This window comes from Allobosea sp. GW822-FHT03F07, from assembly GCF_058801345.1.
In genome coordinates this window covers 288,826-303,863 of sequence record NZ_JBXAND010000006.1, presented here as the reverse complement: position 1 = coordinate 303,863, position 15,038 = coordinate 288,826, and the positions used below count along the sequence as shown (strand labels likewise).

General features: G+C 65.1%; 16 protein-coding genes and 1 tRNA gene. 4 read left to right on the top strand and 13 right to left on the bottom strand.

Annotation, left to right across the window (positions count from 1 at the left end):
* Positions 1–93: 93 nt before the first annotated feature.
* The 9 genes from AC1RMY_RS18960 to cyoA all read right to left on the bottom strand — a co-directional run bounded on the left by AC1RMY_RS18960 (position 94) and on the right by cyoA (position 8,140).
* Positions 94–672 carry a L,D-transpeptidase gene (locus AC1RMY_RS18960; protein ID WP_492867117.1) on the bottom strand — a complete coding sequence of 193 codons (579 nt, stop codon included), beginning with the start codon at positions 670–672 and terminating at the stop codon, positions 94–96.
* 244 nt (positions 673–916) lie between these two features.
* Positions 917–1,168, bottom strand: coding sequence for a hypothetical protein (locus tag AC1RMY_RS18955; protein WP_492867115.1), 252 nt, complete (start codon positions 1,166–1,168; stop codon positions 917–919).
* A gap of 171 nt (positions 1,169–1,339) precedes the next feature.
* Entirely contained in the window at positions 1,340–1,873 is a 534-nt protein-coding gene (locus AC1RMY_RS18950) for a response regulator transcription factor (RefSeq protein WP_492867113.1), read from the bottom strand.
* Positions 1,863–3,065 (bottom strand): ATP-binding protein, encoded by a 1,203-nt coding sequence (locus tag AC1RMY_RS18945; protein ID WP_492867111.1) that lies wholly within the window; start codon positions 3,063–3,065, stop codon positions 1,863–1,865. Before AC1RMY_RS18945 ends, AC1RMY_RS18950 begins: the two co-directional genes overlap by 11 nt.
* Positions 3,066–3,156: 91 nt before the next feature.
* Entirely contained in the window at positions 3,157–3,915 is a 759-nt protein-coding gene (locus AC1RMY_RS18940) for an SURF1 family protein (protein WP_492867109.1), read from the bottom strand.
* Positions 3,912–4,295 (bottom strand): cytochrome o ubiquinol oxidase subunit IV, encoded by a 384-nt coding sequence (gene cyoD / locus AC1RMY_RS18935; protein WP_492867108.1) that lies wholly within the window; start codon positions 4,293–4,295, stop codon positions 3,912–3,914. The genes AC1RMY_RS18940 and cyoD overlap by 4 nt, the downstream gene beginning before the upstream one ends.
* Complete coding sequence (gene cyoC / locus AC1RMY_RS18930; RefSeq protein WP_492867106.1) at positions 4,292–4,924, bottom strand: cytochrome o ubiquinol oxidase subunit III; 633 nt, start codon at positions 4,922–4,924, stop codon at positions 4,292–4,294. The genes cyoD and cyoC overlap by 4 nt, the downstream gene beginning before the upstream one ends.
* Positions 4,925–4,941: 17 nt before the next feature.
* Positions 4,942–6,921 (bottom strand): cytochrome o ubiquinol oxidase subunit I, encoded by a 1,980-nt coding sequence (cyoB, locus tag AC1RMY_RS18925; RefSeq protein WP_492867208.1) that lies wholly within the window; start codon positions 6,919–6,921, stop codon positions 4,942–4,944.
* A 40-nt stretch (positions 6,922–6,961) separates the two neighbouring features.
* Positions 6,962–8,140: a ubiquinol oxidase subunit II gene (cyoA, locus tag AC1RMY_RS18920; protein ID WP_492867104.1), complete on the bottom strand. Its 1,179-nt coding sequence runs from the start codon at positions 8,138–8,140 to the stop codon at positions 6,962–6,964.
* 185 nt (positions 8,141–8,325) lie between these two features.
* Between cyoA and AC1RMY_RS18915 the strand changes: the two genes are divergently transcribed.
* Positions 8,326–9,660, top strand: a complete 1,335-nt coding sequence (locus tag AC1RMY_RS18915) for an MFS transporter (RefSeq protein WP_492867206.1) — start codon at positions 8,326–8,328, stop codon at positions 9,658–9,660.
* Positions 9,661–9,668: 8 nt separating this feature from the next.
* Here the strand turns inward: AC1RMY_RS18915 and AC1RMY_RS18910 are convergent, their stop codons facing one another.
* The 4 genes from AC1RMY_RS18910 to gph all read right to left on the bottom strand — a co-directional run bounded on the left by AC1RMY_RS18910 (position 9,669) and on the right by gph (position 12,150).
* On the bottom strand, positions 9,669–10,097 hold the full coding sequence (locus AC1RMY_RS18910) for a DUF1810 domain-containing protein (protein ID WP_492867102.1): 429 nt from the start codon (positions 10,095–10,097) through the stop codon (positions 9,669–9,671).
* A gap of 37 nt (positions 10,098–10,134) precedes the next feature.
* The gene (locus tag AC1RMY_RS18905) at positions 10,135–11,172 is read right to left on the bottom strand and encodes a hypothetical protein (protein WP_492867101.1); all 1,038 of its coding nucleotides are present in this window, start codon (positions 11,170–11,172) and stop codon (positions 10,135–10,137) included.
* Positions 11,173–11,324: 152 nt separating this feature from the next.
* Positions 11,325–11,399 (bottom strand) — tRNA-Val (locus AC1RMY_RS18900).
* A 37-nt stretch (positions 11,400–11,436) separates the two neighbouring features.
* Complete coding sequence (gene gph / locus AC1RMY_RS18895) at positions 11,437–12,150, bottom strand: phosphoglycolate phosphatase (protein ID WP_492867099.1); 714 nt, start codon at positions 12,148–12,150, stop codon at positions 11,437–11,439.
* Between the two features lie 188 nt (positions 12,151–12,338).
* Here gph and AC1RMY_RS18890 point away from each other — a divergent pair, with 188 nt between their 5' ends.
* From AC1RMY_RS18890 to rpiA, 3 genes are all read left to right on the top strand, one after another.
* A complete protein-coding gene (locus AC1RMY_RS18890; RefSeq protein WP_492867204.1) occupies positions 12,339–12,680 on the top strand; it encodes a hypothetical protein in 342 nt (113 codons plus the stop codon).
* A 139-nt stretch (positions 12,681–12,819) separates the two neighbouring features.
* A complete protein-coding gene (locus AC1RMY_RS18885; protein ID WP_492867098.1) occupies positions 12,820–14,271 on the top strand; it encodes an NAD-dependent succinate-semialdehyde dehydrogenase in 1,452 nt (483 codons plus the stop codon).
* A gap of 61 nt (positions 14,272–14,332) precedes the next feature.
* A complete protein-coding gene (gene rpiA / locus AC1RMY_RS18880; protein WP_492867096.1) occupies positions 14,333–15,034 on the top strand; it encodes a ribose-5-phosphate isomerase RpiA in 702 nt (233 codons plus the stop codon).
* Positions 15,035–15,038 lie beyond the last annotated feature (4 nt).

The window sequence follows — 15,038 nt, the reverse complement described above, 5'->3', positions numbered from 1 at the left end:
AGCGGGGCCGCTATGCCAGCCGCGGCATACGCAACCAACAAAAACGGGCCGCCCCGAGGGGCGACCCTGATCTGAATGGTACGGTCACTCCGCTCAGCGGGCGACGACGACTCGAGTGCCAACCTTGACGCGCTCATAGAGGTCCATGACGTCCTCGTTGAGCATGCGGATGCAGCCGGAGGAGACGGCCTGGCCGATGGTCTCCGGCTCATTCGAGCCGTGGATGCGGTAGAGGGTCGAGCCGAGATACATCGCGCGCGCGCCCATCGGGTTCTCCGGACCGCCGGGCATGAAGCGCGGCAGGTCGGGGCGGCGCTTCAGCATCTGGGCGGGCGGCGTCCAGGTCGGCCATTCCTGCTTGCGGGTGATCGTCTGCGCACCGGCCCAGTCGAAGCCCGGGCGGCCGACGCCGACGCCGTAGCGCATCGCCTTGCCGTCCGGCATGATCAGATACAGGCGGCGCTCGGTCGTGTTAATGACGATCGTGCCGGGATTGTAGCGGCTGCTGTAGGACACGATCTCGCGCGGGATCGCGGTCGCCTGGGCCTTGGACGGGTCCTCGGAGGTGAACAGCGGCTGGCGGGTCAGCGGATCGATCTCCGCCTTGGCGGTGGACGCCAGGGCGAGCAGACCAAGGCCGGAGAGTGCGGCCATGCGGAAAAAGCGGTTCATCGGGACCTCGGGCAGGCAGCGAAAGGAATATGGGGCAAGAAGTTGGCCAGAAAAGGTCAACAACTCCTCAATTTCCTGTCAGAATCAGGCCGAGGGCGCAATCTGATCGCCATCACATCGGTGCGAGCACGAGGGCTTTGACAGGCCCCGTTGCGCGCCTGCAACATGACGGTTCGGGCGCAGATTCGACACCTTGGAAGGAAGGCGTCGATCCGCAGCCGTCCGCCTGCTCACCAGGCTGCGATCAGGCGTCGGAATCGGCGATCCCGAAATTCTGCAGCATCTCCTTGCGGCTCATGCAGCTGACATCATAGGTCACGGCGCGGCCCTTGAACTCCGGCTTCTTGCCGAACTCCTGGGTCATCGTATCAGTGATGCCGTCGATGCGCGCTTCGCAGGCCTCGATCGTCGTGAAGCGCACGTCGGCGACGCGCGCGCTCGTGCATTTCGGCTCGCCCGCGATGCAGGCGAGAATGACCATGGTGAATGCGTCCATCACCGTCCTTCCGGCGTTCCGATTCACCCCCCAGCGCGTCAATAGGAGCAAGATCGGGGCCAGCCGGCTACCTGTTGCACCCCGCGAAGCATTTCGTTGTTGGGGAAAGTGACTTCCCGGACACACGCCATGGTGTGAGGGCGATGGCGAGGCAAGGGCCCCGACCGGGTCTCAGGTCAGGCGCCGCTTCTCCAGCTTCCGCGCCAGCGTCCGGCGATGCATGCCGAGGCGGCGGGCGGTTTCCGAGATGTTGAAGTCGGTCTCGACCAGGGTTTCGTGGATCCGCTCCCATTCGAGAGTCTTCAGTGAGGTCTGGCGCTGCGTGAGGGGAACCTCGGCATCGCCCTCGACCTTGTCGAAGGCGGCCTCGATGTCGTCGGTATTGGCGGGCTTGGCGAGATAGTGGCAGGCCCCCAACTTGATCGCCTCGACGGCGGTGGCGATGCTGGCGAAGCCGGTCAGCACGACGATCTTCATGCGGGGGTCGCGGGCATGCAGCAGCTTGACGCATTCGAGCCCCGAGCCGCCGACCACCTTAAGGTCGACCACGGCGTAGCGGGGCGTCACGGTCTCGATCAGGGTTCGCAGGCTGTCGACGCCGTCGCAGTCGAGCACGCTGTAGCCGCGGCGCTCGAAGGAGCGGCGCAGCACCGGCGCGAAGGCCGGGTCGTCCTCGACGATCAGCAGCGTCTTCTCATCCGCCATGGCTGCCCTCCCAGATCGCCGGGGTCGGCGAGAGCGAGGCGAGCGGCAGGGTCACGGTGACGCAGGCGCCGCCGCCGTCGCGGTTCTGCGCCGACAACGTACCGCCGAGCTTGCGCATCACGTTGCTGACGAGGAAGAGCCCGAGGCCGCCGCCCGGCCGCCCCTTGGTCGAGCGATAGGGCTTGCCGAGCGTGGCGAGGATCTCGCGGGGAAAGCCCGTTCCCTCATCCGTGACGATGATCACCAGATCGTCCTCGCGCCGCTCGACCCTGACGCCGACATGGTCGGGCGAGGCCTCCAGCGCATTGTCGAAGATGTTGCAGATCACCTGCTTCAGAGCCGGGTCCGAGACGATCGCCGCATCGGGCTTGAAGACGTTGACATAGTCCAGCCGGACCGGCGCCTGATGCGACTGCCATTCCGCCACCAGTTCATCGACGAAGCGACGCACCGTCGTGCGGCCGGGATTCTCGCCGCGCGTCTCGCCTGAGGACATCAGGATGCCGGAAACGATCCGCTTGCAGCGATCGAGCTGGCCCTGCATCTCGCCGATGTCCTGGATCAGATCTGGCTGCGCCTTGAACACCGGCATGCGCCGCCAGTCGTTGAGTATCACCGAGAGGGTCGAGAGCGGCGTGCCGAGTTCATGCGCCGCGCCCGAGGCGAGCAGGCCCATGCGCACGATATGGTCCTCCTCGACGGCGCGCTGGCGCAGATCGGCGAGGTGCTCGTCCCGGATGCGCAGGTTGCGGCTGATCCGCTGGATGAAGACGACGAGCAGCCCGGCCGCGATCAGGAAACAGATGAAGACGCCCTGGATATGCAGCCGCGGCACGCCGTCATCGAGGGAGACCGGCAATGCGAGCGGGCGATGGACGCCCATCAGCCCGATGAAGCAGAGGCTGGCGATTGCGACCAGCACCCAGGTCGACCAGCGTTCGAGCAGCACGGCCGCCAGCCCGATCTGGAGCAGGTAGAGCGAGATGAACGGGTTCGTCGCGCCGCCGCTGAGATAAAGCTGCGTGGTCAGCGCTGCGACGTCGAACAGCAACGCAGCGAACAGCTCGGCATTGCTGACCTCGGCGGCGCGGCGACGAAGCCGGACGAGGCTCACGAGATTGAGCAGCACCAGGAGCGCGATCACCAACGCCATCTCGCGCAGGGGCAGGGCGATGCCGAGGCCCCATTGCACGATCAGGATGGTCAGGACCTGGCCGCCGACCGCAAGCCAGCGAAGCTGGACCAGCAGCAGCAGGTTCGTGCGGTTGGTGGTGTCGCGGACGCTAATGCTCTTGCTCCGTGCCGTTTCGCAGCCTGTACTCGCCGCGTAGCACGAAGAACAGGGCGCCCGCGAGCATCAGCGCCAATGCGAACCAGGTCAGCGCGTAGACCAGATGGTTGTCGGAGAAGCGCAGCACGGTCAGCCCGCCGACCGGATAGCCGCCGGGATTGGGCGCGGCGTCGGCATCGATGAAATAGGGGGCGGCGCTCTCCAGCCCGCGCGCCCTTGCGATCGCCGCGACATCGCGCGAATGCCAGCGTCCCTCGGCCGGCGCGTTCGTGCGCAGGAAGCCGCCGCCGGGTTCGCTCAGGCGCAGCAGGCCGGTGATGGCGACCGTGTCCAACGGCTGGCCCGAAGCCCGGCTGACCGGGTCGCGCCGGTCGGGGGGAACGAAACCGCGATTGACAAGGATGGTGAAGCCCGCATCCGTCACCAGCGGCGTGAGCACCCAGAAGCCGCTGCCCCGCTCGGTGACGGCCTGCACCAGGGTTTCGCGGTCATTCAGGAAACGGCCAGAGAGCGTCACGCGCAGATACTCGTCCTGCGCAATCTCTGGCCAGCGTTCCGGGCCGGGCGCGGGGACCGGCGTCGCCCGGATACGCGTTTCCACCCGTTCGATCAGCGCCTGCTTCCAGCCGAGGCGCTGGATCTGCCAGACACCGAGCGCGGCTAGCCCGGCGACGCCGAGAAGCGCGATCAGCGTGCCGATGGCGAGGGCGGGCAGGGACCGCGGCGCGCGCGCCGCGGCAGCCTCTTTCACGGCATCTGTCTCATGTCGTGAACCGGCATCATGTTGGTGTTGAGATGGTACATCACCCACAGCGAGCCGGCGAGCGCGATCACCACGAGGATGATGGTGAAGACCAGCGCCAGCATCGTCCAGCCGCCTTCCGATTTCCCGTTCATGTGCAGGAAATAGATCATGTGGACGATGATCTGGGCGACGGCGAACCCCATGATCGCGAAGGCGGTCAACTGGTTGCTGCCGAGGGCGCCTGACATCACCAGCCAGAACGGGATCGCGGTCAGGATGACCGAGAGCACGAAGCCGATCATGTAGCTCTTGAAGGAGCCGTGGGCATGCTCGTCATGACCGTGGTCATGGCCGGCATCGTGGTCCGTGTGGGTCTCGGCGCTCATCGCAGCATCCCCATCAAATAGACGAAGGTGAAGACGCCGATCCAGATGACGTCGAGGAAGTGCCAGAACATCGAGAGGCACATCAGCCGCCGGCGATTGGCGGTGATCAGCCCGTGCTTCGCGACCTGCACCATCAGTGTGAACAGCCAGATCGTGCCGAAGGTGACGTGCAGCCCGTGCGTGCCCACCAGCGTGAAGAAGGCGGAGAGGAAGGCGCTCCGCTGCGGCGTCGCGCCCATATGGATCAGGTGGTGGAACTCGTAGAGCTCGATGCTCAGGAAGGCGATGCCGAACATCGCGGTCACCGCGAGCCAGATCTGCGTCGCGGCGACACGACCCTGCACCATCGTCAGCATGGCGAAGCCATAGGTGATCGAGGAGAACAGCAGCATCGCCGTGTTGAGCGCGACGAGCGGCAGGTCGAACAGGTCCTTCGGCCCCGGACCGGCGGCATAGTTCGCGCCGAGCACGCCGAAGATCGCGAACAGGATCGCGAAGATGAGGCAATCGCTCATCAGGTAGATCCAGAAGCCCAGCGGCGTGCTGTGCCCCTCCGGATGTGGATGCTCGTCGCGCAGATAGAAGACCGGCGCTTCGCCGCTCTGCGCGGCAGGAATGGAATTGGCCATCGAACTCGCCATGACGCTCAGGCCCTCGATCCGGCGAGCAGGCGGGTGCGCTCGTCCTCGGCTCGGACGACCTCCTCGGCCGGGATGTGGAAGTCGCGGTGGTAGTTGAAGCTGTGAGTGATCGCCGTGACGATGATCGCGGCGAAGGAGAGCGCCGCCAGCCACCAGATGTGCCAAATCAACGCGAAGCCGAGCGCCGTCGAGATGCCCGCGAGCACGATGCCGGTCGCCGTGTTCTTCGGCATGTGGATCGGCTTGAAGCCGTCGAGCGGGCGCACATAGCCGCGCCGCTTCATGTCGGTCCAGGCGTCGTTGTCATGCACGACTGGCGTGAAGGCGAAGTTGTAGGCCGGCGGCGGCGAGGACGTCGCCCATTCCAGCGTGCGCCCGTCCCAGGGGTCGCCGGAGACGTCGCGAAGCTCGTCGCGCTTCCAGATGCTGTAGGCGATCTGCAGCAGGAAGGCGACGATGCCGAGCAGGATCAGGAAGGCGCCGAAGCCGGCGATGACGAACCAGATCTGCAGGGACGGGTCGTCGAAGACGCGCATCCGCCGCGTCACGCCCATCAGGCCGAGCACATAGAGCGGCATGAAGGCGAACCAGAAGCCGATCGCCCAGAACCAGAAAGAGAATTTCCCGAGCAGCGGATGAAGCCGGAAGCCGAAGGCCTTCGGGAACCAGTAGATCATGCCCGCGAACAGCCCGTAGAGCACGCCGCCGATGATGACGTTGTGGAAATGCGCGATCAGGAACAGGCTGTTGTGCAGCACGAAATCGGCCGGGGGCACGGCGAGCAGCACGCCGGTCATGCCGCCGATGACGAAGGTCAGCATGAAGGCGACGGTCCACATCATCGGCGCCTCGAAGCGGATGCGCCCGCGATACATCGTGAACAGCCAGTTGAAGATCTTCGCGCCGGTCGGGATCGAGATGATCATCGTCGTGATCCCGAAGAAGGAATTCACGCTCGCGCCCGAGCCCATCGTGAAGAAGTGGTGCAGCCAGACGAGGTAGGACAGGATCGTGATGACGACCGTCGCATAGACCATCGAGGTGTAGCCGAAGAGGCGCTTGCCCGAGAAGGTCGAGGTCACCTCCGAGAAGATGCCGAAGGCCGGCAGGATCAGGATGTAGACCTCCGGATGGCCCCAGATCCAGATCAGGTTCACGTACATCATCGGGTTGCCGCCGAAGTCGTTCGTGAAGAAGTTCGTCCCGACATAGCGGTCGAGCGAGAGCAGCGCGAGCACGGCCGTCAGCACCGGGAAGGTCGCGACGATCAGGACGTTGGTGCACAGCGAGGTCCAGGTGAAGACCGGCATCTTCATCAGGGTCATGCCGGGGCAGCGCATCTTCACGATCGTGCAGACCAGGTTGATGCCTGACAGCGTCGTGCCGACGCCCGCCACCTGCAGCGCCCAGATATAATAGTCGACGCCGACATCGGGGCTGTAGGCGATGCCCGAAAGCGGCGGATAGGCGAGCCAGCCGGTGCGCGCGAACTCGCCGATGAAGAGCGACATCATCACCAGCACGGCGCCGGCCGTGGTCATCCAGAAGCTGAAATTGTTCAGGAAGGGGAAGGAGACGTCGCGCGCGCCGATCTGCAGCGGCACGACATAGTTCATCAGCCCCGTCACCAGCGGCATGGCGACGAAGAAGATCATGATCACGCCATGCGCGGTGAAGATCTGGTCGTAGTGATGGGCGTTGAGGTAGCCCTCGGAGCCGTCGAAGGCCATCGCCTGCTGCAGCCGCATCATCACCGCGTCGGCGAAGCCGCGCAGCAGCATGATCAGGCCGAGCACCATGTACATGATGCCGATCTTCTTGTGGTCGACCGAGGTGAACCACTCGCGCCAGAGATAGCCCCAGAGCTTGAAATAGGTGATGGCGCCGACGACGGCGATGCCGCCGAGCGCGACGACGACGAAGGTCGCGAGCACGATCGGCTCATGGACCGGGAAGGACTCCAGCGTCAGCCGGCCGAAGACCATGGAATGGGGTGTGGAAGCGCTGGTCACGGGGAAACTCGCTTCAGGAATTGGACGGCCGGGCCTGGCTCAGCAGCTCGGAGAAGGTCTGCGGCCGGCGTGGCGTGAGGGCGGGGAGGGGCAGGCCGAGCCCGCGCATCGGGGCGAGGTCGCGTGGCGTCGTGTCGGCCGGCACCAGCGCCATCAACGCCTTGGCTTCCTCGATCGTGCAGATCGAGGCGATGTAGCTCGGCTGCGCGCCGAAGGGGGCTTCGCCGCCGCGGCGGGTGTATTTGTCATAGGCGAGGGGCAGGGTGGTGTGGATGCCGGCGAGGCCGAGCCCGCCCTTGGCGTCGAGCGCCATCATCTCGCTCATGCACATCTTGCCGGGCTGGACGCAGAGATTGCGGATCGCGTCGAAGAGCTTGGGTTCCGTCGCGGCGAAGCGCTTGACCGGAACGTTCTCGCTTGGGCGTTCGAGTTCGAGATAGGCGGCGCGGTCGAGCGTGCCGCCTGCCTCCTTCGCCTTGGCGATCCAGCCCGCGAAATCGCCCTCGGACAGGCCGAAGAAGGCGAAGCGCATGCCGGAGAAGCCGGCGCCGCTGTAATTGGCCGAGAAGCCCTGATAGCGGCCGGGATGGTTGATGACCGCATGCAGCCGCGTCTGCATCGCCGGCATCGCATAGATCTGGCCGGCGAGCGCCGGGATGTAGAAGGAGTTCATCACCGAGGACGAGGTGATGCGGAAATGGATCGGCCGGTCGACCGGCGCGGCGAGCTCGTTGACCGTCGCAATGCCCTGTTCCGGGTAGATGAACAGCCATTTCCAGTCGAGCGCCACGACCTCGACCTCGAGCGGTTTGGCCGTCTCCGGCACCGGCCGCCCCGCCGCGATCCGGTCGAGCTTGCGATAGGGGTCGAGCAGATGCGTGCCCATCCAGGTGAGCGCGCCGAGCGCGATGATGATCAGCAGCGGCGCCGCCCAGATCACCAGTTCGAGCCCGGTCGAATGGTCCCAGTCGGGCTTGTAGGTCGCGTCCTTGTTCGAGGCGCGGTAGCGCCAGGCGAAGAACACGGTCAGCGCCATCACCGGCACGATGATCAGCAGCATCAGCACCGTGGAGATCACCACGAGATCGCGCTGCTGCGCCGCGACATCGCCCGCCGGCGCCATGACGACGAGGTTGCAGCCGCCGAGGGCGACGAGCAGGGGAATGACGAGGGCGAGACGCAGACGGCTCAAAGCATGCACCTTTCGCAAGGCTATGTTCGGCGAGACCGCTAGCTGCACTGCAGCAAAGGGGACATTGGACAATTTGCCCAATGCCGCCTTTCCGTCGGATAATGCACTAGCAGCCGCTCCGCGGCAAAACGCTACGGTGCCGCCCTCCCTGGATCCACGCGCAACGGTTAGAGATCATGGCTCAGATGCCCGCGACGCAAGTCCCGCTGACGGACGAACGCGATTCCAGCCATCTGAGCGAGAGTCATGGCGCGGTGAACCCCGGCGAGATGGCGATCGGCGTCATCATCGGCCGCACTTCCGAGTTCTTCGATTTCTTCGTCTATGCGATCGCCTCGGTCATCGTCTTCCCGAAACTGGTCTTCTCATTCGCCGATCCGCTGACCGGCACGCTCTATTCCTTCGCGATCTTCGCACTCGCCTTCATCGCGCGCCCCTTCGGCACGGTCATCTTCACCGCCATCGACCGCAAGATCGGCAAGAGCGCCAAGCTGACGCTCGCCCTCTTCCTGTTGGGCATCTCGACCTGCTCGATCGGCTTCCTGCCCGGTTATGAGCGGATCGGCATCGCCTCGGTCTGGCTGCTGGCGCTGGCGCGCATCGGGCAGGGCATCGCGCTCGGCGGCACCTGGGACGGCCTCGCCTCGCTGCTGGCGATGAATGCGCCGCAGCGCCATCGTGGCTGGTATGCGATGATTCCGCAGCTCGGCGCGCCCTTCGGTCTGATCGTGGCGAGCGGGCTCTTCGCCTTCTTCGTCGGCAATCTCTCGGCCGAGGATTTCTACGACTGGGGCTGGCGCTATCCCTTCTTCGTCGCTTTCGCGATCAATGTGGTGGCGCTGTTCGCCCGGCTGCGCATGGTCGTGACGCCGGACTACCAGAGGCTGTTCGAGAGCCGCGATCTGCAGCCGGCCAAAATCATCGACACGCTGCGGGCCGAAGGGCAGCATGTCGTGATCGGCGCCTTCGCGCCGCTGGCGAGCTTCGCCATGTTCCACATGGTCACGGTGTTCCCGCTCTCCTGGGTCTATCTGTTCACGCAGGAGGGGCCGGCCCGCTTCCTCGTCATCGAAGCGGTCGGTGCGGTCTTCGGCGCCATGGCGATCGTCGCCTCCGGCGTGATCGCGGACCGGATCGGCCGGCGCGCGCTTCTCGGCGGCTGCGCGATGGCGATCGCCGTGTTCAGCGGCTTCGCGCCGCAGCTTCTCGATGGCGGCTTCCTTGGCGAGATCGTCTTCATGATCGGCGGCTTCATCCTGCTCGGCCTGTCCTTCGGGCAGTCCTCCGGCTCGGTCGCCTCCGCCTTCTCGCCGGTCTACCGCTATACCGGCTCGGCCCTGACCTCGGACCTCGCCTGGCTCTTCGGCGCAGGCTTCGCGCCGCTGGCGGCGCTCGTGCTCTCAACCCGCTTTGGCCTGATCTCGGCCGGCGCCTATCTGCTTTCCGGCGCGGTGGTGACGCTGCTCGCGCTCAGGCTGAACCGCCAATGGGAGATGCGCCGCGCTGACGAGCGCGGCTGAGCGCAGCATCAGCCCTGAAGGAGCGCGATCGTGCGGGCGTCCCGCTGCCCGCCGCAGCAGCGCTCGATCGCCTGATCGAACAGGCTGGGCCTTTCGTGTGCGGCGAGCGCGAACAGCGTCATGCTGGATGCGAACTTCATGTCGTCCGGCGAGCCGAAGATTTCGCGCAGGCTGCGGCCCTCGACCGCCAGCACGGCCTGCGTGCAACGCTGCAGCCGCTCCCCGAGCAGCGGATGCGCCAGATAGGCGCGAGCCTCGCCCAGGCCCGATAGTCCGAAGTGCTGCGAGGTCGGCGAAATGCCCAATCCGCGCAGTTGCGGGAAGACGAACCACATCCAGTGGCCGCGCTTGCGCCCGGCGCGAAGCTCGGCCAGCGCGTCGTCGAAGGCGGCGGCCTGCGCCGACACGAAGCGCTCAAGATCGAACGGGTCGCTCATTTCTGAAAGATGGCGGAGCGGCCGGCGAGTGCAAGGTTCACGCGCGAGGGATGCTCCGTCGATATTCGGCGAACAGCCTAGAGCAAGTGAGATCCCCGATCTCGATAAAGCTGCGATCGGGGCGTTGGAGCCATTGGGCAATGCCCTCGCGCGTGGAATCGATGTCAGATTTCGACATACCGCAGGCTGACGCGAATACCCTTTTTGCGCGCCCGAGTCCGGCAGGCGCGATCAACTCCATATTCTGAGGATGAAACGCGAAGCCGAGGAAGACGATGGTTTCTGCTCGCTGCACGGCGTGCCTCATGCGCGCCAGTAAGTCGTCATCTTCGTGGCGCTCAGTGAACGTCTTTATTTGCGACGCTAGGCGTACCAACTCGAATCCGCTGACGGTTGGATCGCCAAATTGAGTCGATTGGTTCGGCGATTGCCATGGCAGAAAGCCAACTTTTCCATAGGGATGGTGTATATGCAGCGAGGATACGATCTCTCCCGCAGTCGCAAAATTCATGGAATAATAGCTCATTAGGGCTCTAGTGAAAAAATGCTCTATGCATCGATCGTAATTGAAACAAATTATCTCAATTTTTGAGAAAAAATGATCGGTATTTTCTTTGGATACGCCTTCGTTCATCATCTTAAATAGGTCGCCATACCAAGTGTCTCCGACCTTAGAGACGTCGACGTAATCTTGATCGTCGACCCGTAATTTTGAGCGCCCTTCGGAGTTCAGAATCGCTCTGACGATGCCCAGCTTCCCAAGCGTGACGACGGCTTCGTCACTTTGATGTGCGTCGAGAAAGTTATCGATCGAATAGGATAGCTTGAGGCCTTCCTGCATTCGCCCATGAGCGCGTACATATTTGTCGACCGTGTCGTTTAGAGACCGGTGCAACGCACGTTCATGTGCCCCCAACGCTTGCATCAGTTCTCGGTCGCCTTTGGCCGGTCCGATGTCGCGCCTTTCGATCTTCGTAGCCGCAAGAACCTTTGGCATAAGTTCGAGGCCTAGCGGCAGGTCCGCCTCTTTGCTGGCTCCCGCCCCGACTATCAGCAGCGTATTTGACTTGAGCATGGAGCGAGATCCGAATCGGCTTCGTCCCAGCATTCTTCACACAGATGCGCCTCGTGCATCTCGTAGAAGGGGCAGAACCGGCACAGTTCTCGGCCAAACCCGGCGGCACTTCGCAGCGGTGGAATATTGGCGGCAATGACCTGGGAATGCGGTGGTGGGCGACACAGGGATCGAACCTGTGACCACTCCCGTGTGAAGGGAGTGCTCTACCGCTGAGCTAGTCGCCCGCACCGGCGCCTCTCCTAGTCGGCGCGCGCGTTGGCGTCAAGAATGAGCCGCGACCTTGCTGCGGACTTCCTTGTCGCGCTGGCCGAACACCGCGCGCACGGCCTCGGGCAGCGAGTCGAAATGCTGGATGATCACATCCGGCTCCAGTGTCTCGATCGGCACGTCGGTATAGCCGAAGGGCACGCAGATCGTCGGGATGCCGGCGGCGCGCGCGGTCGCGATGTCCGTGCGCGAATCGCCGATCATCACGGCCCGCGCCGGATCGGCCCCGGCCGCCTCGATCGTCAGGGTCAGGTGGCGCGGATCGGGCTTGTGGAACGGGAAGCTGTCGCGGCCGGCGACGGCAGCGAAGCGCTGCGCGATCTTGAAATGGTCGAGGATCAGCCGCGTATGCAGGATCGGCTTGTTGGTGCAGACCGCGAGCGCGTAGCCATCGGCGGCAAGCGTATCGAGCGCATCGAGCACGCCGTCGAAGAGATGGCTGTTGGACGCGACGTCCTCGGCATAGATCAGCAGGAAATCCTCGAACAGCCGCTCCAGCGTCGCCTCATTGAGCGGCCGCCCCGAAACCTTGAAGCCGCGCTCGATCAGGGCGCGCGCGCCGGCACCGACCAACTCGCGGGCCCGCTCCAGCGGCAGCGCCGGCAGGCCCTCGCGCTCAAGGATGACGTTCAGCGTGCGCATGATATCGGGAGCCGTTTCGGCGAGCGTGCCGTCGAGATCGAAGACGACGATGGGGGGCAGGCTCATCGGTATGGCTCTCCAACTAAGGCGGCTGCCCGCTTAAAGGCGCTTCGGCGGGGCTTGGCAAGCAGGCTCGGCAACGAGGCTTCGCAGGCGGAGCACAGGAGATCGTCCGCCCAGCCAATGATGCTATCCTCCGCTCGATTCGCGGAAGGAATGGTGCGGTGTCGAAATCCCTCGGACGATTGGCTGCCATGGCGGCCGGCGGTTGGCTGGCGCTCAGCGAGGTCGCGCTGGCTGCGCCCTTCGAGTTCGCGCCGGCGCCGCAGACCGACCTGAACCGGGTCTACCGCATCGACAAGGCGACTGGCGAAGTCGCGGCCTGCCAGTTCCAGCTCAAGGAGGGTGGCGTCGGCGTCACCGTCTGCTTCCCTGCCGGCGAGGGGGCAGGTCCGCAGGCGCCGAGCGACTACACGCTGATGCCGTCTCGCCATGAGCGCGAGGGCGGCATCTTCCGGGTCAATATCCGCACCGGCGAGATGAGCATCTGCTACGTCTTCGACGACAAGACCGTCTGCACGGCCCAGGCGAAATAGCACGTCGAAATATTCCGCCGTCGGCAGGGCCGAAAAGCGCAGGACCTATTGCTGTTATGCGCCTCCGGCCTGTCGTCAGCCGCGGCCCCGGCATGCTAGATCAGGCGCGAAATCTTCCTTTCGCGTCATCGAGGCTGCCATGCTGAAGCTGAACGATCCGTCCCTCCTGAAGTCGCAGTGCTATGTCGACGGCGCCTGGATCGGCGAGGGCGTTGATGTCGTCGACAATCCCGCCACCGGCGAGGTGCTGACCAAGGTGCCGCGCTTCGGCGCTGACGAGACGACGGCCGCCGTCGAGGCGGCCTCGCGCGCCTTCAAGCCTTGGGCGAAGAAGTCCGCCAAGGAGCGTTCGACGATCCTGCGCAAATGGTTCGATCTCATCATGGCGAACCAGGAGGATCTGGCGCAGATCATGACGGCCGAGCAGGGCAAGCCGCTGGTCGAGTCGCGCGGCGAGGTCGCCTACGCCGCCTCCTTCGTCGAGTTCTACGCGGAGGAAGCCAAGCGCATCTATGGCGAGACGATTCCCTCGCCCTTCCCGAATTCGCGCATCATCGTCCAGAAGCAGCCCGTCGGCGTCTGCGCCGCGATCACGCCCTGGAACTTCCCGGCCGCGATGATCACCCGCAAATGCTCGCCGGGCCTCGCCGCCGGCTGCACCTTCGTGGTCAAGCCCGCGCCGGACACCCCGCTGACCGCCTTCGCCCTGATCGAACTCGCGATCCGCGCCGGCTTCCCCAAGGGCGTGTTGAACATCGTCACGGGCGATGCGGTCGCGATCGGCAAGGTCATGACCTCGCACCCGGCGGTACGCTTCATCGGCTTCACCGGCTCGACCCCGGTCGGCAAGCTCCTGATGCAGCAGGCGGCCTCGACCGTGAAAAAGGTCGGCCTCGAGCTCGGCGGCAACGCGCCCTTCATCGTCTTCGACGACGCCGATGTCGATGCCGCCGTCCAGGGCGCCATCGCCGCCAAGTTCCGCAACATGGGTCAGACCTGCGTCTGCACCAATCGCCTCTTCGTTCAGGAGGGGATCCATGACGAATTCGTCGCCAAGTTCGCCGGCGAGGTCGCTAAGCTCAAGGTCGGCAACGGCGTCGAGGTCGGCGTCGTGCAGGGCCCGCTGATCAACGAGCGCGCGGTCGAGAAGGTCGAGCGGCATGTCGCCGACGCCATCGCCAACGGCGCGAAGGTGGTCGTCGGCGGGCATCGCCACGCGCTGGGTCGCACTTTCTACGAGCCGACGGTCCTATCCGGCGTCACCACCAAGATGCTGGTGACGAACGAGGAGACCTTCGGCCCCGTCGCCCCGGTCTACACCTTTAAGACCGAGGAGGAGGTCGTCGCGCTCGCCAACGACACGCCCTTCGGGCTGGCGGCCTATTTCTACTCGAAGGATCTCGGTCGCGCCTTCCGCGTCGCCGAGGAACTCGAATACGGCATGGTCGGCATCAACTCCGCCATGCTCGGCACCGAGGTCGCCCCCTTCGGCGGCGTCAAGGAATCGGGGCTCGGCCGCGAGGGCTCGCTCCACGGCATGGATGAGTTCGTCGAGATCAAATACATGCTGATGGGCGGTCTCGGGGCTTGAACCGGCGGCCCCGGGCCGTCATTGCGGGTGCTCGCGATGACGTGCTCCGGAGAATGATGGAATGAGCCCCGACGATCTCAAGAAGCTTGCAGCCGCGCGTGCGCTCGAACTCGTGCGCCCGGGGATGCGGCTCGGCCTCGGTACGGGCTCGACGGCGAAGCATTTCGTCGACCTGCTTGGCCAGCGCGTCGCCGACGGCCTCGATGTGATCTGCGTCTCCACTTCGGAAGTGACGGAGGCGCAGGCGCGGTCGCTCGCCATCCCGATGTCGACGCTCGACGAGACGCCGGAGCTTGATCTCACCGTCGACGGCGCCGACGAGGTCGATCGCGAGCTTCGCCTGATCAAGGGCGGCGGCGCGGCCCTGCTGCGCGAGAAGATCGTCGCCTCCGCCTCGGCGCGGATGGTTGTCATCGCCGACGACAGCAAGCTCGTGGAACGCCTCGGCTGCTTCCCGCTGCCGATCGAGGTTGTGCCCTTCGGCCTGGAGGTGACCCGCCGTGCCGTCGTCGCCGCGATCGCCTCCGTCGGCGCGACCGGCGACCTCGTCCTGCGCCGCAAGCCCGATGGCAGCGTGGTCCTCACCGATGGCGGGCACTACATTCTCGACGCGCATCTCGGCGCCATTGCACGCCCGGAGGCGCTGGCGGCCGCGCTCGCCCTGATTCCCGGTGTGGTCGAGCACGGCCTGTTCCTCGGCCTCGCCAGCGCCGCGATTCTCGCCAGCGGCACGGGATTGACGGTGCTCGGAACGCTCGACTGACCGC